Source organism: Variovorax sp. AC103 (assembly GCF_979254005.1).
In genome coordinates this window covers 325051-346219 of record NZ_CEEDFC010000002.1, presented here as the reverse complement: position 1 = coordinate 346219, position 21169 = coordinate 325051, and the positions used below count along the sequence as shown (strand labels likewise).

At 69.2% G+C, this 21169-nt stretch carries 20 protein-coding genes; 16 read left to right on the top strand and 4 right to left on the bottom strand.

Annotated features, from left to right (window positions below):
• Positions 1-144: 144 nt before the first annotated feature.
• The 4 genes from AC0IYU_RS04280 to AC0IYU_RS04265 all read left to right on the top strand — a co-directional run bounded on the left by AC0IYU_RS04280 (position 145) and on the right by AC0IYU_RS04265 (position 3713).
• Positions 145-1017, top strand: coding sequence for a branched-chain amino acid ABC transporter permease (locus AC0IYU_RS04280; protein ID WP_472113400.1), 873 nt, complete (start codon positions 145-147; stop codon positions 1015-1017).
• Positions 1014-1973, top strand: a complete 960-nt coding sequence (locus AC0IYU_RS04275) for a branched-chain amino acid ABC transporter permease (RefSeq protein ID WP_435439894.1) — start codon at positions 1014-1016, stop codon at positions 1971-1973. The genes AC0IYU_RS04280 and AC0IYU_RS04275 overlap by 4 nt, the downstream gene beginning before the upstream one ends.
• A 287-nt stretch (positions 1974-2260) precedes the next feature.
• Positions 2261-3010 carry an ABC transporter ATP-binding protein gene (locus AC0IYU_RS04270; RefSeq protein WP_472113397.1) on the top strand — a complete coding sequence of 250 codons (750 nt, stop codon included), beginning with the start codon at positions 2261-2263 and terminating at the stop codon, positions 3008-3010.
• 1 nt (position 3011) lies between these two features.
• Positions 3012-3713 (top strand): ABC transporter ATP-binding protein, encoded by a 702-nt coding sequence (locus tag AC0IYU_RS04265; protein WP_472113394.1) that lies wholly within the window; start codon positions 3012-3014, stop codon positions 3711-3713.
• 6 nt (positions 3714-3719) lie between these two features.
• On the opposite strand, the gene AC0IYU_RS04260 is transcribed toward AC0IYU_RS04265, so the two are convergent.
• Positions 3720-4430 (bottom strand): Crp/Fnr family transcriptional regulator, encoded by a 711-nt coding sequence (locus AC0IYU_RS04260; protein WP_472113391.1) that lies wholly within the window; start codon positions 4428-4430, stop codon positions 3720-3722.
• A gap of 122 nt (positions 4431-4552) precedes the next feature.
• Here AC0IYU_RS04260 and AC0IYU_RS04255 point away from each other — a divergent pair, with 122 nt between their 5' ends.
• From AC0IYU_RS04255 to AC0IYU_RS04240, 4 genes are read left to right on the top strand one after another with little or no spacing between them, the layout of a single operon-like run.
• Positions 4553-5473 (top strand): beta-keto acid cleavage family enzyme, encoded by a 921-nt coding sequence (locus tag AC0IYU_RS04255; RefSeq protein ID WP_435439888.1) that lies wholly within the window; start codon positions 4553-4555, stop codon positions 5471-5473.
• A gap of 45 nt (positions 5474-5518) precedes the next feature.
• Positions 5519-6742, top strand: a complete 1224-nt coding sequence (locus AC0IYU_RS04250; RefSeq protein WP_472113388.1) for an ABC transporter substrate-binding protein — start codon at positions 5519-5521, stop codon at positions 6740-6742.
• Complete coding sequence (locus AC0IYU_RS04245) at positions 6739-7686, top strand: 3-hydroxyacyl-CoA dehydrogenase NAD-binding domain-containing protein (RefSeq protein WP_472113385.1); 948 nt, start codon at positions 6739-6741, stop codon at positions 7684-7686. Before AC0IYU_RS04250 ends, AC0IYU_RS04245 begins: the two co-directional genes overlap by 4 nt.
• Position 7687: 1 nt before the next feature.
• Positions 7688-9499, top strand: a complete 1812-nt coding sequence (locus AC0IYU_RS04240; protein WP_472113382.1) for a feruloyl-CoA synthase — start codon at positions 7688-7690, stop codon at positions 9497-9499.
• Positions 9500-9512: 13 nt separating this feature from the next.
• On the opposite strand, the gene AC0IYU_RS04235 is transcribed toward AC0IYU_RS04240, so the two are convergent.
• On the bottom strand, positions 9513-10427 hold the full coding sequence (locus AC0IYU_RS04235; protein ID WP_435486558.1) for a LysR family transcriptional regulator: 915 nt from the start codon (positions 10425-10427) through the stop codon (positions 9513-9515).
• A 113-nt stretch (positions 10428-10540) separates the two neighbouring features.
• Here AC0IYU_RS04235 and AC0IYU_RS04230 point away from each other — a divergent pair, with 113 nt between their 5' ends.
• The 4 genes from AC0IYU_RS04230 (at position 10541) to AC0IYU_RS04215 (ending at position 14548) form a co-directional block, all read left to right on the top strand.
• A complete protein-coding gene (locus AC0IYU_RS04230; protein ID WP_472113379.1) occupies positions 10541-11908 on the top strand; it encodes an MFS transporter in 1368 nt (455 codons plus the stop codon).
• A gap of 15 nt (positions 11909-11923) precedes the next feature.
• Positions 11924-12433, top strand: a complete 510-nt coding sequence (locus AC0IYU_RS04225; RefSeq protein ID WP_472113377.1) for a GAF domain-containing protein — start codon at positions 11924-11926, stop codon at positions 12431-12433.
• Positions 12430-13677, top strand: coding sequence for a metal-dependent hydrolase family protein (locus tag AC0IYU_RS04220; RefSeq protein ID WP_472113374.1), 1248 nt, complete (start codon positions 12430-12432; stop codon positions 13675-13677). The genes AC0IYU_RS04225 and AC0IYU_RS04220 overlap by 4 nt, the downstream gene beginning before the upstream one ends.
• 73 nt (positions 13678-13750) lie before the next feature.
• Entirely contained in the window at positions 13751-14548 is a 798-nt protein-coding gene (locus AC0IYU_RS04215) for a crotonase/enoyl-CoA hydratase family protein (RefSeq protein ID WP_472113371.1), read from the top strand.
• Here AC0IYU_RS04215 and AC0IYU_RS04210 read toward each other — a convergent pair.
• A complete protein-coding gene (locus AC0IYU_RS04210; protein WP_472113368.1) occupies positions 14538-15926 on the bottom strand; it encodes an aminotransferase-like domain-containing protein in 1389 nt (462 codons plus the stop codon). The two genes, AC0IYU_RS04215 and AC0IYU_RS04210, sit on opposite strands and share 11 nt — an antisense overlap.
• Before the next feature lie 95 nt (positions 15927-16021).
• Here AC0IYU_RS04210 and AC0IYU_RS04205 point away from each other — a divergent pair, with 95 nt between their 5' ends.
• The 3 genes from AC0IYU_RS04205 (at position 16022) to AC0IYU_RS04195 (ending at position 19284) form a co-directional block, all read left to right on the top strand.
• A complete protein-coding gene (locus AC0IYU_RS04205) occupies positions 16022-17350 on the top strand; it encodes a hydroxymethylglutaryl-CoA reductase, degradative (protein WP_472113633.1) in 1329 nt (442 codons plus the stop codon).
• 96 nt (positions 17351-17446) lie between these two features.
• Complete coding sequence (locus AC0IYU_RS04200; protein WP_472113365.1) at positions 17447-17899, top strand: hypothetical protein; 453 nt, start codon at positions 17447-17449, stop codon at positions 17897-17899.
• Entirely contained in the window at positions 17896-19284 is a 1389-nt protein-coding gene (locus AC0IYU_RS04195) for a tripartite tricarboxylate transporter permease (RefSeq protein WP_472113362.1), read from the top strand. Before AC0IYU_RS04200 ends, AC0IYU_RS04195 begins: the two co-directional genes overlap by 4 nt.
• Here AC0IYU_RS04195 and AC0IYU_RS04190 read toward each other — a convergent pair.
• The gene (locus AC0IYU_RS04190; protein WP_472113359.1) at positions 19281-20624 is read right to left on the bottom strand and encodes an AsmA family protein; all 1344 of its coding nucleotides are present in this window, start codon (positions 20622-20624) and stop codon (positions 19281-19283) included. The genes AC0IYU_RS04195 and AC0IYU_RS04190 overlap by 4 nt on opposite strands.
• 93 nt (positions 20625-20717) lie before the next feature.
• On the opposite strand from AC0IYU_RS04190, the gene AC0IYU_RS04185 reads away from it, so the two are divergent.
• Positions 20718-21140: a hotdog fold thioesterase gene (locus AC0IYU_RS04185; RefSeq protein ID WP_472113356.1), complete on the top strand. Its 423-nt coding sequence runs from the start codon at positions 20718-20720 to the stop codon at positions 21138-21140.
• The last annotated feature ends 29 nt before the right edge of the window (positions 21141-21169 follow it).

Below are 21169 nucleotides of genomic sequence, written 5' to 3'. Positions count from 1 at the left end.
CGCTCCCCCAGGCTTCGCGCACTTCGTGTCGCTGCGCCTCCCCCCTCGCCGGGGACGACACCTGCGGCCCGGCAGAGCCGGTTCCGCGGTGTCTCCCGCAGTGCATCTCCTTCTTGACGATTCCGCCCTGAGAGAACCTCCAACGTGGATTTCGGAACCTTTCTCGTGCAGTGCCTGAACTCGGTTCAGTACGGCCTGCTGCTGTTCCTCGTGGCCTCGGGGCTGACGCTGATCTTCGGGATCATGGGCGTCATCAACCTCGCCCACGGCAGCTTCTACATGATCGGCGCGTACATGGCGTTCGCGCTCGCGCCGCTGTTCGGCGACCAGTTCCTGCTGATGCTGGTGGCCGGCGTGGTGCTCGCGGCCGTCTTCGGCTACCTGCTCGAGTGGGCCTTCTTCAGCTACCTCTACCAGCGCGACCACCTGCAGCAGGTGCTGATGACCTACGGGCTCATCCTGGTGTTCGAGGAGCTGCGCTCCATCCTGGTGGGCAACGACGTGCACGGCGTGAAGGTGCCCGCCTGGCTGGACGGCAGCTTCGCGCTGGGCAACGTCATGAGCTACCCCTGGTATCGCCTGTTCGCCTCGGCCGCCTGCATCGTGCTGGCCGTGGCGCTGTACTGGGTCGTGAACCGCACGCGCCTGGGCATGATGATCCGCGCCGGCGCGAGCAACCGCGACATGGTGCGCGGGCTGGGCATCGACGTGAAGCGGCTCTACCGCATCGTGTTCGCCGCCGGCGTGGCGCTGGCGGCGCTGGCCGGCATGATCGCCGCGCCGATGTCCTCGGTGTACCCGAACATGGGCGCGAGCGTGCTCATCATCTGCTTCGTGCTGGTGGTGATCGGCGGCATCGGCTCGATCACCGGGGCGCTCGTGGCTTCGCTGCTGGTGGGCTTCGTCGACACCTTCGGCAAGGTGTTCTTCGCGGACCTGAGCGGCATCGGCATCTACCTGCTGATGGCCATCGTGCTCATCTGGAAGCCTGAAGGGCTGATGGGGAAGCGGTCATGACGGTCATGAAGAAGAGCGCTTTCCTCGTGCCCGTGGCCTGCGCCGTCGCCATCGGCGTGGCCGGCCCGCTGATGGGCAACTACATGTCCGACTTCGTCGTGAAGATCATGATCCTGTCGATCTTCGCGCTGAGCCTGGAGCTGCTGGTCGGCATGACCGGCCTGGTGAGCCTGGGCCATGCGGCGTTCTACGGCATCGGCGCGTACGTCACCGTGCTGGCCTCGGGCAGCGAGGGCGGCAACTTCGCGCTGCTGCTGCCGCTGGCCATGGGTGCGGCGGCGCTCTATGCGCTGTTCGTGGGCGCGTTGAGCCTGCGCACGCGCGGCGTGTACTTCATCATGGTCACGCTGGCCTTCGCGCAGATGGCCTTCTTCGTGTTCCACGACACCAAGGTGGGCGGCGGCAGCGACGGCATCTACATGTACGTGCGGCCGGCCCTCGGCGCGCTCGACCTGGAGAACCGCACGGTGCTGTTCTATGTGGTGCTGGCGTCGCTGGTGTTCACCTACGGGCTGCTGGCGCTCATCCGCCGCTCGCGCTTCGGCGCGGCGCTGGCGGGCATTCGCGTGAACGAGCAGCGCATGCGCGCGGCCGGGTTCGCGGTGTACGGCTACAAGCTCGCGGCCTTCGTGCTGGCCGGTGCGCTTGCGGGCCTGGCGGGCTTCCTGCTGGCCTCGCGCGACGGCGTGGTCAACCCGGAGCTGATGGCGTGGCACAACTCGGGCGAGGTGCTGCTGATGGTGATCCTGGGCGGGCTCGGGCATTTGCGTGGCGCGGTCATCGGTGCCATCGCGTTCACGCTGCTGAAGGAGATCTTCTCGACGCATGCGGTGATGGGCCCGCTGGCGGACCACTGGCAGCTGACGCTGGGGCTCACGATCATCGTGTTCGTGGCGCTGCTGCCGAAGGGGCTGATCGGGCTGGTGAAGCGGCTGTCGCCGAAGGAGGCCGCATGACCCGTCTTCTGACTTGCTCCCTCCCCTCCCGGGGGAGGGCTGGGGTGGGGGCAAGCGGCCTTTGCAAAGGCATTGCTTCCACCAGCGCCGCTTGCCCCCATCCCCACCTTCCCCCAAAGGGGGAAGGAGCAAAACCAATCACTACGCGCCCCGGAGTTCTGACTTGCTCCCTCCCCCCGCTGGGGGAGGGCCGGGGTGGGGGCACGCGGCCTTTGCAAAAGCACCGCCTCCACCAGCGCCGCTCGCCCCCATCCCCACCTTCCCCCGGAAGGGGAAGGAGCAAGACCATGAACGCCCTGCTCTCCGTCGACAAGCTGACCCGCCGCTTCGGCGGCCTCACCGCCGTCAACGCCGTCACGCTCGACCTGCACATCGGCGAGGTCCACGCGGTGATCGGCACCAACGGCGCCGGCAAGTCCACGCTCATCAACATGCTCTCGGGCGAGATCGAGGCCTCCGAAGGCCGCATCGCGCTTGACGGGGTGGACATCACCGGCCGCGCGCAGTCGCGCCGCGCACGCGACGGCGTGGGCCGCAGCTACCAGCGCACGACCATCTTCCCGGAGTTCACGGTGCACGAGAACTGCCGCCTCGCCGCGCAGGCCGCCACCGCGAAGCCATGGGCGATCTGGCAGTCGTCGCAGCACTGCGCCACCAGCAACGCATCGGCCGATGCCGCGCTCGAAGCGGCCGGCCTCGCGCACGAGGCGCGGCGCATCGCCGGCACCATGAGCCACGGCGCGCAGCGCCAGCTCGAGGTGGCGATGTGCCTGGCCACCCACCCGCGCGTGCTGCTGCTGGACGAACCGCTCGCCGGCATGGGCGCCGAGGAAACCGACCGCATGCTCACGCTGCTCGCGCGGCTGAAGGCCACGCACGCCATCCTGCTGGTGGAGCACGACATGGACGCCGTGTTCCGCATTGCCGACCGCATCACGGTGATGGTGAACGGCACCGTCATCGCCACGGGCGACCCGCGCGCGATCCGCGAGAACCCCGAAGTGCGCACCGCCTACCTCGGCGAAGAGAAACACTGACATGCTGCTCGTTCGCGACCTCAACACCTACTACGGCAACAGCCACATCCTGCGCGGCGTGCATGCCGCCATTCCGGCGGCCACCTCGGTGGGCCTGCTCGGGCGCAACGGCATGGGCAAGACCACGCTGATCCGCACCGTCATGGGCTATGTGCGCCCCGCCTCGGGCGAAGTGCAGGTCGACGGGCGCACCGTCACCGGCCTGCCGCCCGAGAAGATGGCGCGCCTCGGTATCGGCTACGTGCCCGAAGGCCGCGGCATCTTCCCGAACCTGTCGGTGCGCGAGAACCTCGTGATGAGCGAACGCGCCGGCATCGACGGCCAGCGCGCCTGGACCTTCGACCGCGTGATGGCCACCTTTCCGAGGCTGGCCGAACGGCTGTCGCACGGCGGGCAACAACTGTCGGGCGGCGAGCAGCAGATGCTGTCCATCGGCCGTGCGCTGATGACCAACCCGCGCCTGTTGATCCTCGACGAAGCCACAGAAGGCCTGGCCCCGCTGATCGTGGCCGAGATCTGGCGCGTGATCAGCGAGATCCGCGCCACCGGCATCGCCACGCTGATCGTCGACCGCGACTACCGCAAGGTGCTGGCGCACACCGACCTGGCGGTGGTGATGGAGAAGGGGCAGATCGTGCGGCACGGGGCTTCGGCCGACTTGCTGGCGCAGCCGCAGGCGCTGGAAGAGTTGCTGGGCGTCTAGGGCCGCTCACTCGCTGATGAAGCGCCGCAGCCCTTCGAGGTCGACCACGGTGATCCCCCCGTACTCGATGCGCAGGAAGCCCGCTTCCTTCAGCCGGTTCAACGCCGCATTGCAGCGCTGTCGCGACACGCCCGACAGGTTGGCGATTTCTTCCTGCGAGGTCTGCAGGTGCGGCTCGCTGCCCGGATGCAGCCACGGGTGGAACAGCCCGGCCAGCGCGCGCGCCACCTGGCTGTCGGCGTCGAGCAGGCGGTGGGCCGCATAGCTGCCCATGAACCAGTGCAGCCGCTCGTTGATCTGCTGCAGCAAAAAGTGATCGAAGCCGCGCTGCGTGCGGTGCAGCCACTCGAAGGTTTCCAGCGGCAGCTGCGCCACCCGGCTGGTCCGCAGCGCGATGATGTCGGCCGAGCGCGGCAGCGCGCGCAGCAGCGTGCCCTCGCCGAACCAGCTGCCCACCGACAGGCCGCCCAGCGTCACCGAGCGCCCGTCGCTCGAGGTGATCGACCACTTGAGCAGGCCCTCGAGCGTGCCGTACCAGTGCGCCGGCGTGTCGCCGCGCCGGCACAGCGCGGCACCGGCGGCCACCTCGACCTCGCGCATCTCATCGAGCACACGCTCGCCCGCGCTCACGTCGAGCAGCGGGAACCAGGCCGAGCCTTGCAGCAGCTGCGGGATGGTCAGCGATGCCGCCTTGATGGCCGGCTTCGTGGTGGGCATGAAATGAAAGCTCCTGCGCAGACGGACCGCGCCTCGTAAACCCTGATCCCAAATGTCATCGCAATGACTGCCCGGGCGACGGCAGCCAAAAATAATAGCGCGCTTCCCACAGGAGAAACCACATGTCCAAGCGCAAAGTGATCGTGACCATCGCCCCCACCGGCGGCATGGCGCACAAGTCGCAGAACCCCCACCTGCCCACGCAGCCCGCCGAGATCGCCGCCGACGTGCTGCGCTGCTGGAACGCCGGTGCCAGCGTGGTGGCCATCCACGCACGCCGCCCCGACGACGGCGCCACCTGCAACGCCGACGTGTACCGCGACATCAACAGCCGCATCCGCGCGGGTGGCTGCGACATCGTGCTGAACAACTCCACCGGCGGCGGCGTGCACGGCGACATGGTCAAGCCGCTGGCCGGCGACCGCTGGGAAATTGCGTGGGAAGAGCGCATCAAGGGCATGGACGCCGGCGCCGAGATGTGCACGCTGGACGCCACCACGCTCAACCTGAGCTTCGAGGGCAGGCAGATCCTGATGGACACGCCCATCACCCGCGGGCGCGAGCTGGCCGCCGGCATGAAGGCGCGCGGCATCAAGCCCGAGTGGGAGGTATTCAGCCCCACCCACATCCTGCAGGACACTACCACGCTGATCGGCGAGGGCCACGACGACGAGCCCTACTTCATCAACCTGGTGATGAACGTGCACCGCAACTTCCAGAACGCGATGCCCTACTCGCCGCGCAACCTGCAGATGATGGTCGACACCCTGCCCAAGGGCGCCATCTTCGGCGTGAGCGGCATCGGCATGTCGCAACTCGAGGCCAACGTGGCCGCGCTGCTACTGGGCGGCCATGCGCGCGTGGGGCTGGAGGACAACCTGTACTTCCGCCAGGGCGAGCTGGCCACCAACGTGCAGCTCACCGAGCGCATCGTGCGCGTGATCCGCGAGCTCGACATGGAAGTGGCCACGCCGGCCGAGGCGCGCCAGATGATGGGGCTGCCGCGCGTGGGCGGTCCGCGGCCCGAGTTCGCGCTGGGTTAAGCCAGGCACCGCCGACGACAAGAACAACGAACCGAGACAAGACACATGAACATTCCCCGCACCGCCCTGGCCCGAGCACTCGCAATCGCACTTGCACTCGGCGCCGCATTCGCTTCGGGCGCATCGGCCCAGGTGTCCGACGACGCCATCCGCATCGGCTTCATCAGCGATATGTCGGGCCTGTACCGCGACTACGACGGCCCGGCCGGCGCCGAGGCCATCCGCATGGCCATCGCCGACATGGGCGGCGCCATCGGCGGCAAGAAGATCGAGCTGGTCACGGCCGACCACCAGAACAAGCCCGACATCGCCGCGGCCAAGGCGCGCGAGTGGTTCGACGTGCAGAAGGTCGACATGCTGATCGGCGGCGTGAACTCGGGCGCGGCCATTGCCATGGCGGGCGTGGCGGCCGACAAGAAGAAGCCGTACTTCGTGGTGGGCTCGGGCGCATCGAGCCTCACCAACGAATACTGCTCGCCCTACACGGTGCACTACGCCTACGACACCGTGGCCATGGCGCGCGGCACCGCCAGCGCGGTGGTCAAGGCCGGCGGCAAGAGCTGGTACTTCGTGGCGGCCGACTACGCCTTCGGCGCGGCGCTGCAGGCGGACGCGGCCAAGGTGATCCAGGCCAACGGCGGCACGGTGGCCGGGTCGGTGAAGCACCCGCTGGGCGCGAGCGACTTCTCGTCGTTCATGCTGCAGGCGCAGAACTCCAAGGCGCAGGTGCTGGCGCTGGCCAACGCGGGCGGCGACACGGTGAACGCCATCAAGTCGGCGGCGGAGTTCGGCATCAGCAAGAACATGAAACTGGCCGGCATGATCATCACCATCAACGACGTGCATGCGCTGGGCCTGAAGAACTCGCAGGGCATGTACCTCACCGACAGCTGGTACTGGAACCAGAGCCCCGAGTCGCGCGAGTGGGCGCGCCGCTTCTTCGACAAGCACAAGCGCATGCCCTCCTCGTTCCACGCCGGCGACTACTCGGCCGCGCTGCAGTACCTGCAGGCCGTGAAGGCCGCGGGCAGCGACGACGCCGACAAGGTGATGGCGCAGTTGCGCAAGACGAAGTTCAATGACATGTTCGTCAAGGGCGGCTGGCTGCGCGACGACGGGCTGATGGTGCATGACATGCACCTGATGCAGGTGAAGACCCCGGCCGAGTCGAAGGAGCCGTGGGACTACTACAAGGTGGTCGAGCCGATTCGCGGCGAGGCCGCATGGACGACGAAGGCTGAGAGCCGGTGCACGCGGTGGAAACCATGAACAAAAACAACGAAGTGAAGCGCGTGGCGGTGATCGGCACCGGCGTGATCGGTGCAAGCTGGGCGGCGTACTTCCTGGCGCACGGCCTGGACGTGAACGCGACCGACCCGTCGCCGGGCGCGGAAGAACGCCTGCGCGCGGCGGTGGCGCAGCACTGGCCGACGCTCGCGCGCTTCGGACTGTCCGAGGGTGCCTCGGTCGACCGCCTGCGCTTTCACGACAGCCTGGAAGACGCCGTGTCCGTGGCCGACTTCGTGCAGGAGAACGGCCCCGAGCGCATGGACTTCAAGATCGACCTGTTCCGCCGCATGGACGCGGCCGCGCCGCCGGACGCGATCCTCGCGTCGAGTTCGTCGGGACTGGCGATCAGCGGTGTGCAGTCGGGCTGCGCGCATCCGCAGCGCGTGGTGCTGGGGCACCCGTTCAACCCGCCGCACCTGATTCCGCTGGTGGAGGTGATCGGCGGCGAGCAGACCTCGGCCGAAGCCATCGAACGCACGATGGCCTTCTACGCGGCCATCGGCAAGCGGCCGATCCACGTGAAGCGCGAGGTCAAGGGCCACATCGCGAACCGGCTGCAGGCCGCGCTGTGGCGCGAGGCCTTCCACCTCGTGAACGAAGGCGTGGCCAGCGTGGCCGACATCGACACCGCCATCGCGCACGGCCCCGGCCTGCGCTGGGCGGTGATGGGGCCTTTCATGAACCTGCATCTGTCGGGCGGCGCGGGCGGCATCGAACATGTGCTCGCGCACCTGGGCGGCCCGATCGAGGACTGGTGGAAGGACCTGGGCGCGCCGTCGATGACGGCGGAGCTGAAGCAGAAGGTGGCTGAAGGCGTGGCCGAGGAACTGGGCACGCGCCGCACGGCCGACCTCGAAGCCGCCCGTGACACCCTGCTGTTGAACCTGATTCGCGCGAAGGCCGATACCGGCACACTCGACTGACATGACCGACTTCCTTTTGGACGAAAGCCTGATCGCCCCGCCCCGCACGGTGCGCATCGACTTCGACGACGGCTCCTTCGCGCTGCGCTCGCCGATGGCGCTGAAGCCCTATGCGCGCTGCATCGGCGAATGGATCGAGCGCTGGGCGCGTGACACGCCCGATGCCTTGGCGTTTGCCGAGCGCGACGACACCGGCGAGGGCTGGCGCAAGCTCGACTACCGCGCGCTGCGCGAAGCGGTAGGCGCGGTGGCGCAGGCGCTGCTCGACATGGACCTGCCACCGGGCCGGCCGGTCGTGATCCTCTCGGACAACGCGATCGACCACGCGGTGCTGATGCTCGCGGCCATGCACATCGGTCGCACCGCGTGCTCGCTCTCGAGCGCCTACTCGCGCATGGCCAAGGACCCGTCGCGGCTGCACGGCATGCTGCAGGCGCTGAAGCCGGGGTTGATCTACGCCTCCGACGCCAAGGTCTACGGCGGCTCGCTCGCGGGCTGCGGCGTGGAAGCGGTGACGGTGTTCAGCCGCAACGCCGACGCGCATCCGGGTGCGACGGCGTTCGACCGGCTGCTGGCGGCGAAGGAAACGCCCGCGGTGATGCAAGCCTTCGGGCACGTGCTGCCCGACACCCACGCCAAGTACCTGCTGACCTCCGGCTCCACCGGCAAGCCCAAGGTGGTGATCAACACGCACCGCATGCTGTGCGCCAACCAGCAGATGATGGCGCAGACCTGGCGCTTTCTGTCGCACGAGAAGCCGGTGCTGGTCGACTGGCTGCCCTGGAGCCACACCTTCGGCGCCAACCACAACCTGCACATGGTGCTGTGCCAAGGCGGTGCGCTCTACATCGACGAAGGCCGGCCCGCGCCGGGCCTGATCGAGAAGACCGTGCGCAACCTGCGCGAGGTGAAGCCCACGCTGCTGTTCAACGTGCCGCGCGGCTTCGACATGCTGCTGCCCTTTCTGGAAGCCGACGACGCGCTGGCCACCGAGGTGTTCTCGCGCCTGCGGCTGGCGTTCTATGCGGCGGCGGCGCTCGCGCCCTCGACCTGGCAACGGCTCGAGGCGGTGGCGCAGCGCGTGCGACCTACGCGCCCGCTGTGGCTCACCACCTCGTGGGGCGCCACCGAAACCTCGCCCGCCATCACCTCCGCGCACTGGAAGCTCGACGGCGCCGGTTGCATCGGCGCGCCGCTGCCCGGGCTGGAGCTGAAGTTCGTGCCCAACGGCGAGAAGCTGGAAATGCGCGTCAAGGGCGTCTCGGTGTTCCCGGGCTACCGCGACGCCCCGCGCGAAACGGCCGAGGCCTTCGACGAAGAGGGCTACTACCGCATCGGCGACGCCGGCTTCCTGGCGAACCCGGGCGAGCCCGCGCACGGCGTGATCTTCAATGGCCGCGTGGCGGAAGACTTCAAGCTCTCCAGCGGCACCTGGGTGTCGGTGGGCACGCTGCGCGTGAAGCTGGTGTCGCTGCTGGCGCCGCATGTGCAGGACGTGGTGCTCACCGGGCACGACCGCGACGAAATCGGCATGCTGGTGTTTCCCAGTCCGCAGGCGGCGTCTCTGTCGCCCGAGGCGCTGGGCGAGCGCATCGCCGTCGTGCTGCGCGCCTTGCGCGAAGAAGGCGCGGGCTCCTCGCAGTGCCCCACCTGCGCGCTGGTGCTGGAAGAGCCGCCGAACCTCGATGCGGGCGAGATCACCGACAAGGGCTACATCAACCAGCGCGCGGTGCTCAACCGGCGCGCGGCCGAGGTCGCACGGCTGCATGCCGCCGCGCGCGACGACCTGCACGTGGTGCGCCTGCGCAGCTGAGCCTGACGGCGCATCACCGCTGCTCGAACAGGTCCAGCAGCGTGTTCTTCAGCCACTGGTGCAAGGCAGACGTCTCGTGCCGCTGGTGCCAGAACAGCTCGATGATGCGCGGCGGCGCCTCCAGCGGCACGGGCACCTTGCGCAGGCCGGCCAGGCGCGGCGGCTCGAAACGTGCGGACCACGGCAGCACCGCGATCAGGTCGGAGCGGCGCACCACCTCGTAGGCGGCGCCGTAGTGGTTCACGGTCGAGACCAGGTTGCGCTGCAGGCCGCGGCTGCGCAGGAACAGGTCGTAGGTGGGCGAGGTCTTGCCGACCAGGCTCACGTCGACATGACGCGCCGCGAGAAATTTCTTCAGCGGAATCTTCTCGAGACGCGCCAGCGGATGCCCGGTGCGCATGAAGCACACGAAGTCGGGTGACCACAGCGCGCGCGACTTTAAAAACGCCGGCCGCTGCACCTCCTCGTTGTAGACGCTGATCGCGAAGTCGGCCTTGTTGTCGGCCAGCACCTTGCCGAAATCGACCAGCGTGTTGGGAATGGCATGGATCTGCATCGACGGCGCGACCTTGCTGAGGGTGCTGGCCAGCCGGGGCACCACGATGCTCGACACGTAGTCGGACATGGCGATGCTCAGGCTGGCGGTGCTGCGCAGGGCGTCGAAGCGCTCGACGTCCAGCGTGCCGCGAATGGCGTGCAGCGACTGCGACAGCGGCTCCCACAGGTCGATGGCGCGCCGCGTCGGGTTGACGCCCGCGCCGCTGCGCACGAACAGCGGATCGTCGAAGGTCTCGCGCAGCCGGCGCAGCGCATTGCTGACCGTCGGCTGGGTCAGCGACAGCTTGCGCGCGGCGCGCGTGACGTTGCCCTCGGTCATGAGGGCCTCGAACACCTTCAGCAGGTTGAGGTCGGCGGTGCGGTAGGTCATTCACGGGCTCTATAAACACAATCACACGTATAAATTTGCCGTTATATCCCTCCGATCCTACGATTTGGCGCTTCTGCATCGTTTCGTCGTATCACCCGAGCTGAGGGATTCCCATGACCATGCTGTCGGCCCGCATCGAGCGCCTGCCCTTCTCCGGCTTCCACCGCCGGCTGCTTCTGATGGGAGGACTGGGCTACACCTTCGATGCGATGGACGCGGCCGTCATCGCCTTCGTGCTGCCGGTGCTGCGCACGGCCTGGGGCCTGAGCAGCGTGCAGATCGGCGTGCTGGCCAGCGCGAACTTCATCGGCTTCTTCTTCGGCGCGCTGGCCGCCGGCTCCTTCGGCGACCTGATCGGGCGGCGCAAGGTGATGATGTCGGCGCTGGCGATCTACTGCGTGGCGTCGCTGTTCAGCGGCATGGTCAACGAGTGGACGATCTTCCTCGGGCTGCGCATCGTGGCCGGTTTCGGCGCCGGCGCCGAGAGCGCGATCATCGCGCCCTACCTGTCGGAGTTCGTGGCGCGCCGCTACCGGGGCACCTTCACGGGCGCGCTGGCCGGCTTCTTCTCCTTCGGCTTCGTGGCCGCGGCCTTGCTGGGCTACTTCATCGTGCCGGCGTTCGCCGAGGGCTGGCGCATCGTCATCTTCATCACGGCCACGCCCGTGGTGCTGCTGCTGTGGTGGCGCCGGGCGCTGCCGGAGTCGCCGCGCTGGCTCGAAAGCCAGGGCCGCCTGGCCGAGGCGCAATCGATCATGGATGCGATGGAGTCCGACCATGTGCGCCGCGGCCACGCGCTGCCCGCGCTCAACGCCGAAGACGTGGCCGCGCCCCCGCCCAGCACCAGCCGGGGCAGCCTGCTGAAGAACTACGCCACGCTGCTGTCGCACAAGCTCATCCGCATCAGCACCATGACCTGGCTGATGTGGCTGTCGATCACCTTCAGCTACTACTCGTTCTTCACGTGGATCCCGAGCCTGCTGATCCAGAACGGCATGACGATCACCAAGAGCTTCGGCTATTCGCTGGTGATGTACATCGCGCAGATTCCGGGCTACTTCTCGGCCGCGTGGTTCAACGAACGCATCGGCCGCCAGGCCACCATCGTGAGCTACATGCTGCTCGGCGGTCTCTCGGCGCTGGGCCTGGCCTTCACCCACAGCGACGCGCAGATCATGGTGGCCGGCGTGCTGCTGTCCTTCTTCATGAACGGCACCTATGCGGGCGTGTACGCCTACACGCCCGAGGTGTTCCCGACCCAGGTGCGCGCCACCGGCTCCGGCCTGGCGTCGGCCATCGGGCGCATCGGCGGCATCACCTCGCCGATCCTGGTCGGCCTGATCTACCCGACGCTGGGCTTCGCCGGCGTGTTCGGCATGACGACCGGGGTGCTGCTGCTGGGCGCGGCGGCCGTCACGTTCATGGGCATCCCCACGCGTGGCCGCTCGCTCGAGGACATTGCCGCGGCCGAACTTTCCTGAAGACATCCGACATTCATGCAACCCACTTCCTTCGACACCTCACTCTCGGCCGTGGCACGCGCCCATGCCGATGCGCAACAGCCGCAGGCCACCTTCGACGCGATCAATGCGGCGCTGGCGGCCACCATCGGCCACCGGCTGTTCACCGTGCTGGTGCATCACCGTGCGCAGCGCGAGTCCGAGCGCATCTACACCAACATGCGCGAGGCCTACCCGGTGGGCGGGCGCAAGCCGGTCACCGATTCGCCGTGGATGCAGCAGGTGATGCAGCGCGGCCTGCCCTACATCGGGCGCAATGCCGACGACCTGCGCGACGTGTTCTACGACCACGCGCTCATCGACTCGCTGGGCTGCCGCAGCGTGCTGAACATTCCGCTGCGCTGGCAAGGCGAAACGCTGGGCACGCTCAACCTGCTGCATGAAGAAAACTGGTACGGCACGCAACACATCGAACCCGCGCGCGTGTTCGCGCAACTGGCGGTGCCGGCCGTGATGGCGCTGCAAGCCAAGGAGGCCGTGGCATGACGAACACCGTACTGTTCAAGAACGCCCACCTGCTCGATCCGCAGCACCACGAGCTGCTGGAGGGCCGCGACATCCTGGTCGAAGAAGGCGTGGTGCGCGAAGTTTCCGACACGCCGCTGCACAGCAAGACCGCACGCGTGATCGACGTGAAGGGCAAGACGGTGATGCCCGGCCTCATCGACCTGCACGTGCACGTGATCGCGGTGGAGCTCAACCTCGCGCGGCAGGTGCACATGCCCAACGTGCTGATCACGCTGCGCAGCGTGCCCATGCTGCGCGGCATGCTGCGCCGCGGCTTCACCACGGTGCGCGATGCGGGCGGCGCGGGTTTCGCGTTCAAGCAGGCGGTCGATTCAGGGCTCGCGCAGGGGCCGCGCCTGTTCGTCGCCGGCCGTGCGCTGAGCCAGACCGGCGGGCACGGCGACATGCGCGCGCGCACCGACTTCCTCGACCCCAACGCGCCCTGCCCGACCTGCGTGCGGGTGGGCGCGCTGGCGCGCGTGGTCGACGGTGTGGACGCGGTGCGCCGGGCCGTGCGCGAAGAGCTGCAGATGGGCGCGGACCAGATCAAGATCATGGCCTCCGGCGGCGTGGCGTCGCCCACCGATCCGGTCGGAGCCTTCGGCTACAGCGAGGACGAGATCCGCGCCATCGTCGAAGAAGCCCGCGCGCGCGGCACCTACGTGATGGCCCACGCCTACACCGCCGAAGCCATCGCGCGGGCCGTGCGCTGCGGCGTGCGCACCATCGAGCACGGCAACCTGGTGGACGCGCCCACGGCGGCGCTGATGGCACAGCTGGGCGCCTACGTGGTGCCCACGCTGGTCACCTACGACGCGCTGGCCAACGAGGGCGAGAGCTTCGGCCTGCCCAAGGACAGCGTGGCCAAGGTGGCCAACGTGCGCGAGGCCGGCCTGCGCTCGTTGGAAATCTACAAGGCGGCGGGCGTGAAGATGGGCTTCGGCTCCGACCTGCTGGGCGAATCGCAGCGGCTGCAGAGCGACGAGTTCCGCCTGCGCGCCGAGGTGCTTTCGCCGGCCGAGGCCATCGCCAGCGCCACCACCATCGGCGCCGAGGTGCTGGGCATGTCCGAGCGCCTGGGGCGCCTGGTGCCCGGCGCGCTGGCCGACATCCTGGTGGTCGACGGCAATCCGCTGCGCGATGTCGCCTGCCTGCTGGGACAAGGCGAACGCATTCCGCTGGTGATGAAGCAAGGGGTGATCCAGTTCGACGAACTGGCGTGATGCATCGGCCCCCGCATTTCCCACGATGACGCTGGGAGGTGCCTCAAGTAGGCTGGCCGCGAAAGGAACGTGCATGGCCTCCCACTACCTGAGCTACGACACCGAAGACACCGTCTGCACGATCACGCTGAACCGCCCGGACAAGCGCAACGCCGTGCACGGCCCCATGGCCGCCGAGCTGCGCGAGGCCTTCGAGCGCTTCGAGGCCGACGACGCACTGCGCGTGGCGGTGCTCACCGGCGCAGGCGGCCACTTCTGCGCCGGCGCCGACCTGGCTGCGGTGGGCGACCCCGCGCAACGCAACGCGCTCGACCCTGAAGGCGGCGGCAGCGGGCCGATGGGGCCTACGCGCATGGCGCTGTCCAAGCCGCTGATTGCGGCCATCAACGGCTATGCGGTGGCCGGCGGGCTCGAGCTCGCGCTGCTCGCCGACCTGCGCGTGGCCGACGACGACGCGGTGCTGGGCGTGTTCTGCCGCCGCTGGGGCGTGCCGCTGATCGACGGCGGCACGGTGCGGCTGCCGCGCATCGTGGGCATGGCGCGCGCGCTCGACATGATCCTCACGGGCCGTGCGGTCGGCGCACCCGAAGCGCTGGCGATGGGCCTGGTCAACCGCACCGTGCCGAGCGGTGGCGCACTGGCCGCCGCGCAGCAACTGGCGCGCGAGATCGGCTCGTTTCCGCAGCAATGCATGCGGGCCGATCGCGCATCGGCCTATGCGCAGTGGGACATGCCGCTGGCCGAGGCCCTGCGCAGCGAAGGCGTGCACGGCGTGCCGATCGTCTTTGCCGAAGGCGAACGCGGCGCCGCGCGCTTTGCGGGCGGCGCCGGGCGCCACGGCGATTTCGGCGATTCCGGCGTCAATCGCTGACACGCCGGCGCAGCGCGGTGCGCAGCGCCTTCGCAAAGCGCGGGTCGGCCATGGCCCCCACGTTGAAGCGCGACCAGCGCGACACCTGCGTGGAGTCGACGCTGAAGATGCGGCCCGGCGCCATCACGATCTTGCGCGGCAGCAGCGCCTTGGCGAAGGCCAGCGAATCGGCCACGCCGGGCAGCGCGGCCCACACGTAGAGCGAGTGCGGCGTGCGCGCAAACACCTCGGCATCGACCGACTCGAACAGCTTGATCGCGTTGCGCGTGGCCTCGCCCAGGCGCGTCTGCAGGCGGTTCAGGTGCCGCTGGTAGTGGCCCTCGCTCAGGATGACGTCGACCGTGCGCTCGCAATACTCCGAGCTGCTCACGTGGATCAGCGCCTTCAGGTCCGCGAGGTCGCTTGCCAGGTCGGCGCCGCAGGCGATGAAGCCCACGCGCAAGGCGGCCGAGAACGACTTGGAAAAACTGCCGATGTAGATGGTGCGCTCCAGCTGGTCGAGCGCGGACAGGCGCGGCAATGACGTGGGCTTGAAGTCGGCCAGCGGGTCGTTTTCCACGATCAGCAGGTCGTGCTTCTGCGCCAGCTGCAGCACGCGGAAGGCCTTGGCCGGCGACATGTCGGAGCCCGTGGGGTTGTGCGCGATCGACTGCGTGAAGAACAGGCGCGGGCGTTCCGCAATGAGCAGCCGCTCCAGCGCCTCCAGGTCGGGCCCGTCGGCCAGGCGCGGCACGGCCAGCATCTGCGCGCCCGCGAGCTTGAGCTTGCCGAACAGCGGGTAGTAGCCCGGGTCGTCCACCAGCACCTTGCCGCCGGGCGGCACGAAGTAGCGGATGACGATGTCCATCGCCTCGTTGGCGCCGTGCGTGAGCACGATCTGCCGGGGCTCCGCCCCGATGCCGAAGTCCGCCAGCTTGCGCACCAGGTGGTCGCGCAGCGGCGCATAGCCGAAGCGGCTGCCGTAGCGGAACAGCGCGCCGAGCCCCGTGCGGACCACCTTGGGGTGGTACTTGTCCAGCCGCACGTCGGCCAGCCATTCGACCGGCGGAAAGCCGTCGCCCACGGCCACGGCGTCGGGCTGCGTCTTGAGCTGCTCGCGCATGAGCCACACGATATCCATGGCGCGGCCCAGGCTGCCGGCGTCTTCCTCCACCGGCTTGGCGGTCGGCCGCGCGAGCACGAAGTAGCCGGAGCCGCGCCGCGGCTCGACCAGCCCGCGCGACACCAGCAGCTCGAAGGCGGCGACCACGGTGTTCTTCGCATAGCCGTGCAGCTGCGCCAGCTCGCGCAGCGACGGGAGCTTGTCGCCGGCCTTGTAGGCGCCGCTCGCGATCTGGCGTTCGAGGGCGTCGGCGAGCGAATCTGCAATGGTCGTCATGGGTTTCGACTGTGACACAGCGGGCCCGCACGGCGAGCCACTGTCCGCACTGTCCCGCCAAACTGTGCCTTCCGCCAGCGGTACAGCCGGCCTAAATTGCCGTCTCCCGAACTCACCCCCTGAAGAGACACGCAACGATGGTCGCCGACTCCCGCATTCCCAACTTCCGCGCACTCACCCCCGCGCAGCGCTTCGAACACATCGCGCGCGCCGCATCGCTGACCGACGAGGAGGTGGCGCTGCTGGCCGCGCCCGGCGCGCTGGGCGTGGAGCGCGCCAACGGCATGGTCGAGAACGTGATCGGCACCTTCGAGCTGCCGCTGGGCGTGGCCGGCAACTTCCTGGTGAACGGGCGCGAGTACCTGGTGCCGATGGCGGTGGAAGAGCCCTCGGTGGTGGCGGCCGCCTCGTTCATGGCCAAGCTGGCGCGCGAAGGCGGCGGCTTCGAGACCTCGAGCACCGGGCCGCTGATGCGCGCGCAGGTGCAGGTGATCGGCCTGGGCGATCCGTACGGCGCGCGGCTTGCGCTGCTGCGCGCGCGCGAAGAGATCCTGGCCGTGGCGAACAGCCGCGACAAGGTGCTGATCGGCCTGGGCGGCGGCTGCCGCGACATCGAGGTGCATGTGTTCGACAGCACGCCGCGCGGCCCGATGGTGGTGATGCACCTGATCGTGGACGTGCGCGACGCGATGGGCGCGAACACCGTCAACACCATGGCCGAGGCGGTGTCTCCCCTGGTCGAGAAGCTCACGGGCGGCACGGTGCGCCTGCGCATCCTGTCGAACCTGGCGGACCTGAGGCTGGCGCGCGCCCGCGTGCGGCTGGCGCCCGAGGCGCTCGAGACCAAGGAGCGCAGCGGCGAGGAAGTGGTGGAAGGCGTGCTCGATGCGTACACCTTCGCCGCGGTCGACCCCTACCGCGCGGCCACGCACAACAAAGGCATCATGAACGGCGTCGACCCGGTGATCGTCGCCACGGGCAACGACTGGCGCGCGGTGGAAGCCGGCGCGCATGCCTACGCCTGCCGCACCGGCCGCTACACCTCGCTCACCACCTGGGAGAAGGACCGCACGGGCGCGCTGGTCGGCACCATCGAGATGCCGATGCCGGTGGGCCTGGTCGGCGGTGCCACCAAGACGCACCCGCTCGCGCGGCTGGCGCTGAAGATCCTCGGCGTGGCGTCGGCGCAGGAGCTGGGCGAAGTGGCGGTCGCCGTGGGCCTGGCGCAGAACCTGGGCGCCTTGCGCGCGCTCGCCACCGAAGGCATCCAGCGCGGCCACATGGCGCTGCACGCACGCAACATCGCGCTGGTGGCGGGCGCCACGGGCGACGAGGTCGACAGCATCGCCAGGCAGATGGCCGCGGAGCACGACGTGCGCACCGACCGCGCGGTGGCGCTGCTCGAAGCGCTGCGCAGGAAATAAGCAACCGCGGGAGCGTCCCGCACCACGGACCGCGGCCGATACCGCGGCGGCCGCGCAGGCGCGCCGTCACACAACCAAAGACGGAGACACACGAACATGAACGCAGACAGTGCAACGCCCGCCCGCTGGCGGCTGGTGGAAATATGGGGCGACACCGCCGACCTGGGCCACCTCGCGTGGGCCATCGTCATCGGCGTCGCGGTGAGCCTCACGGGGTACCTCGTGGCCAGCCGCGTGCTCGCGAGCCTGGTGAGCACGCCCGAACTGGCGCGCGCCTACGCCATGCTGGCGGGGCTCGGCGGCTGCGTGGTGTCGGGCGTGATCTGCGCGAAGCTCTTCACGCCCAAGCGCGAGGTGGTGGAAGGCGCCGCGGCCGATCCGCGCTGGCGCGAGGACGTGCTGGCCGAACTGGCCGGCGAACACGGCGACCTGGGCTCGGTGGACGACCTGCCGCCCTCGGTGGTGCGCGAGATGAAGGAGCTCGAGATCTACGAGCTGTTCGCGTCGTACAAGCCCCGCGCCAAGGGTGTCGAAGGAGCCGCAACGTGATCGACGCCGCACTGCTCAACCAGATCCTCGTGGCCACCGGCATGGGGCTCGTCGGCGCCGTGGTGTTCGCCGCCATCGGCCTCGTGTCGGGCACCGACGAAACCACCACGCTCGCACCGCTCACGCTGCTGGTGGTGCTGCTCGGCGTGCCGCCCGAGGGCGTGTTCACCTTCTTCCTGGCGGCGGCCGTCGCCAAGCACATGACGCATGCGGTGCCCACCGCGCTGCTGGGCATTCCAGGCGACACCATGGCCACGCCGCTGCTGCAGGACGCCAACGTGCTGCGCAACCTGGGCGTGCCGCACATCGCGCTGCGCAAGATGGTGTCGGGCGCGATCATCGCGGCCTTCCTCGCGGTGCCGCTGGCCGTGCTGTTCGCGGTGCTGCTGGCGCCCTACGGCGCGGCCATCACCAAGGCGGCGCCGTGGATCTTCGTGGTGGCGGCCGTGGCCATTGCCTGGTTCTCCAGCGGGCGCTGGGCCTCCGTGGCCACGCTGGTGCCGTTCGTGATGGTGATCGTGGCGCTGCAGGCACTCACCGGCAAGTACGGGGTGAAGCTCAGCATCAGCTACTTCCTGGGCATTGCCATCGGGCCGCTGGTGGCGGACCTGTTCTCGGTGATCTCGCCGGCCGCGCGTGCGCGCATGAAGCGCGACACGGTGCGCACCTTTTCGCTGGCGCCCGACGTCAAGGGCTGGTCGGGCTACTTTCCCAACCCGTTCAAGGTGCTCGACCGCACGCAGGTGAAGTGGACCTTCGCCACGGCGGCCGTCTCCAGTGCGACCTTCGTCTTCAGCCCGGTCGCGATGACGGTGGTGCTGGGCGAACTGGTGGGCTCGCGCATCAAGCATGCGTACCACCGGCTCACCACCACGCTGGCCGCGCGCAACGGCGTGACCGAGGCGACCTACATCGCCGAGGCGCTGATTCCGCTGATCGCCATCGGCCTGCCGCTGAGCCCGGTGGCGGCCGGCCCCGCCGCGCCGCTGTTCAATGCGCCGCCGGTGTACACCATCGACGCGGCCACGGGCCAGACGCACAACCTGCACAACCTGCTCAGCCACTGGGAGTTCCTGGGCTACGGCATGCTGGCGGTGGTGCTCGCGGCGCTGGTGGCCTACCCGTTCACCATGAACTTCGCGCGCCGCGCGGCGCTGTTCGTGTCGCGCAAGGTGAGCCACGAGGCGATCATCGCGACCTTCGTCGGGCTGATCGTCGTCATCAGCGTGTGGGAGGGCCAGCTGCTCGGACTGCTGGTGATCCTGACGATGGGGCTGCTGGGCGGCTTGCTGTCGCGCGCCATCGGATTCAACACCGGCGTGCAGTTCATGGGCTACTACACGGCGGTGCTGACGGTGCCGGCAGTGATCAAGGCGTTCGGCTAGGGCCTGGCGGAACGGGGCGCGGGCTTCGCCGCGGGCCTGGACGCCGGCTTCTTGTCCCCGCCGAACATCTTCTCCACCTGCTGCCCCACCCGGGCCCCGATGGCCGTGCCCACGCCCGGCAGCACCGCGCTGCCGATGGCCGCGCCGGTGAGCGCGGCGCCGGTCAGCGACAGCTCGGGGTCGCTCATGGTGCCGCCGATCTTCAGCGGCACGCCGACCACGCCGTCGACCAGGTCGACCGCGATCTCGCCGTCGAGCTTGCGGTTGAACATCTTCAGGTTGCCGCTGGCCGTGAGCACGCCCGAGCGGGCCTTCAGGTTGGTGTACTGCATCACCACGCCGTCTTCGGTGCCCTGGGTGTCGAGCGTGCCGGTGAGCTGGTCGAGCGGGGTGCGCCCGCCCCGGCTGATGCCGGCGGTGCTCACGGCCTTGACCACGTCCAGCTTGGTGAGGGTGGCGGGCTGCACCGTGAAGGTGGTGCGGGTGTGCAGGCTGCGCGCCAGCGCGCCCAGGTCCTGCGCCGTGTCTGCCTCGGCCGTCAGCGTGGTCTTGCCGGAAACCTTGCCGGCCAGCGAGGTGCGGCGGTCGAAGGCCTGCACCAGGCTTTCGATGTCGATCTGGCGCGGCTCCAGTTCGGCCGACACGCGCAACTTGCCGCTGGGCAGCGTCTCCAGCCAGGTCACGCCGTTCCACGTGCCGCCGCCTGCGTCGATGCGGGTGCGCCAGCGGTCCTGGCCAGACTCGCGGTCCAGCCGCAGGCGCACGGGCGGCGTCAGGCCCGCGCGCTCGAGGCGGGCCTCGCGCGGGCGCCACTGCGCATCGAAGCTGACCTCGCCGTCGTAGGCCAGCGCGATGTCGCGCCGGTCGATCCAGACCACGTCGCGCCAGCGCACCTGCTCCACCGGAACAGCGGCCAGCGTCCAGGGCGCGGGCAGCGCGATGGCGCCGGCGCCTTCCTGCGGCTTGGGGCCCTTGCCGCGAAATGCCCGCACCGAGGCACGCGGCAGCACCAGGCTCTCGACCTCGATCTCGTCCAGCGCAACGACGCGATGCAGCAGCGGCGCCAGCTGCACCTGCACGCTGGCGCGCTTCAGGGTGATGGGGCGGGGCTGGTCGGTGGCCACGTCGGTCAGCACCAGCATGGGCGTGGGCAGCAGCGCCCAGTGGGCCGCGCCGACCTTGAGCGCCACGCCGAAGCGCTTTTCGAAGCCCGAGGAAATCATTGCGGCCACCTCGTCGTCGGTGGGCAGCCTGGAGCGCACCACCAGCACCAGCGTGCCTGCCCCCAGCACCAGAACGGCGGCAATGCCGAGGAGCCAACGACGGACGGGGTGCTTCATCGGGCCAAGGTAACACGCAAAGGCGACTGCGCCTGTCAGCCGCCGTCGCTATAGTTTTGCCACTCCCACAGGCAGCAAGCACGAAAGAACCGAATGCGTATCTGGAAAAAAGAAATCTCCGTCGAGGCGCTGACCCGCAACCACGTCGGCACCGCCGTCTCCACGCTGGGCATGGAATTCCTGGAGGTGGGCGACGACTTCATCCGCGCCCGCTGCCCGGTCGACGAGCGCACCCGCCAGCCCTACGGCATCCTGCACGGCGGCGTGTCGGTGGTGCTGGCCGAGACGCTGGGCTCCTGCGGCGCGCACTACTCGGCCCCCGAGGGCGACCGCGCCGTGGGCCTGGACATCAACGCCAACCACATCCGCTCGGTGACCAGCGGCTGGGTCATCGGCACCGCGCGGCCGGTGCACCGCGGGCGCAGCACGCAGGTCTGGCAGATCGACCTGACGAACGAGGCGGGCGAGCTGACCTGCGTGTCGCGCATCACGATGGCGGTGCTGCAGCCGCGCTGAGCGGGCGTCGGCACGCGCCGGCCTGCCAG

Coding starts and splice junctions, on each gene's coding strand:
- AC0IYU_RS04275 (WP_435439894.1), top strand. CDS start 1,014: ATGACGGTCATGAAGAAGAGCGCTTTCCTCGTGCCCGTGGCCTGCGCC.
- AC0IYU_RS04270 (WP_472113397.1), top strand. CDS start 2,261: ATGAACGCCCTGCTCTCCGTCGACAAGCTGACCCGCCGCTTCGGCGGC.
- AC0IYU_RS04265 (WP_472113394.1), top strand. CDS start 3,012: ATGCTGCTCGTTCGCGACCTCAACACCTACTACGGCAACAGCCACATC.
- AC0IYU_RS04260 (WP_472113391.1), bottom strand. CDS start 4,430: ATGCCCACCACGAAGCCGGCCATCAAGGCGGCATCGCTGACCATCCCG.
- AC0IYU_RS04255 (WP_435439888.1), top strand. CDS start 4,553: ATGTCCAAGCGCAAAGTGATCGTGACCATCGCCCCCACCGGCGGCATG.
- AC0IYU_RS04250 (WP_472113388.1), top strand. CDS start 5,519: ATGAACATTCCCCGCACCGCCCTGGCCCGAGCACTCGCAATCGCACTT.
- AC0IYU_RS04245 (WP_472113385.1), top strand. CDS start 6,739: ATGAACAAAAACAACGAAGTGAAGCGCGTGGCGGTGATCGGCACCGGC.
- AC0IYU_RS04240 (WP_472113382.1), top strand. CDS start 7,688: ATGACCGACTTCCTTTTGGACGAAAGCCTGATCGCCCCGCCCCGCACG.
- AC0IYU_RS04235 (WP_435486558.1), bottom strand. CDS start 10,427: ATGACCTACCGCACCGCCGACCTCAACCTGCTGAAGGTGTTCGAGGCC.
- AC0IYU_RS04230 (WP_472113379.1), top strand. CDS start 10,541: ATGACCATGCTGTCGGCCCGCATCGAGCGCCTGCCCTTCTCCGGCTTC.
- AC0IYU_RS04225 (WP_472113377.1), top strand. CDS start 11,924: ATGCAACCCACTTCCTTCGACACCTCACTCTCGGCCGTGGCACGCGCC.
- AC0IYU_RS04220 (WP_472113374.1), top strand. CDS start 12,430: ATGACGAACACCGTACTGTTCAAGAACGCCCACCTGCTCGATCCGCAG.
- AC0IYU_RS04215 (WP_472113371.1), top strand. CDS start 13,751: ATGGCCTCCCACTACCTGAGCTACGACACCGAAGACACCGTCTGCACG.
- AC0IYU_RS04210 (WP_472113368.1), bottom strand. CDS start 15,926: ATGACGACCATTGCAGATTCGCTCGCCGACGCCCTCGAACGCCAGATC.
- AC0IYU_RS04200 (WP_472113365.1), top strand. CDS start 17,447: ATGAACGCAGACAGTGCAACGCCCGCCCGCTGGCGGCTGGTGGAAATA.
- AC0IYU_RS04190 (WP_472113359.1), bottom strand. CDS start 20,624: ATGAAGCACCCCGTCCGTCGTTGGCTCCTCGGCATTGCCGCCGTTCTG.
- AC0IYU_RS04185 (WP_472113356.1), top strand. CDS start 20,718: ATGCGTATCTGGAAAAAAGAAATCTCCGTCGAGGCGCTGACCCGCAAC.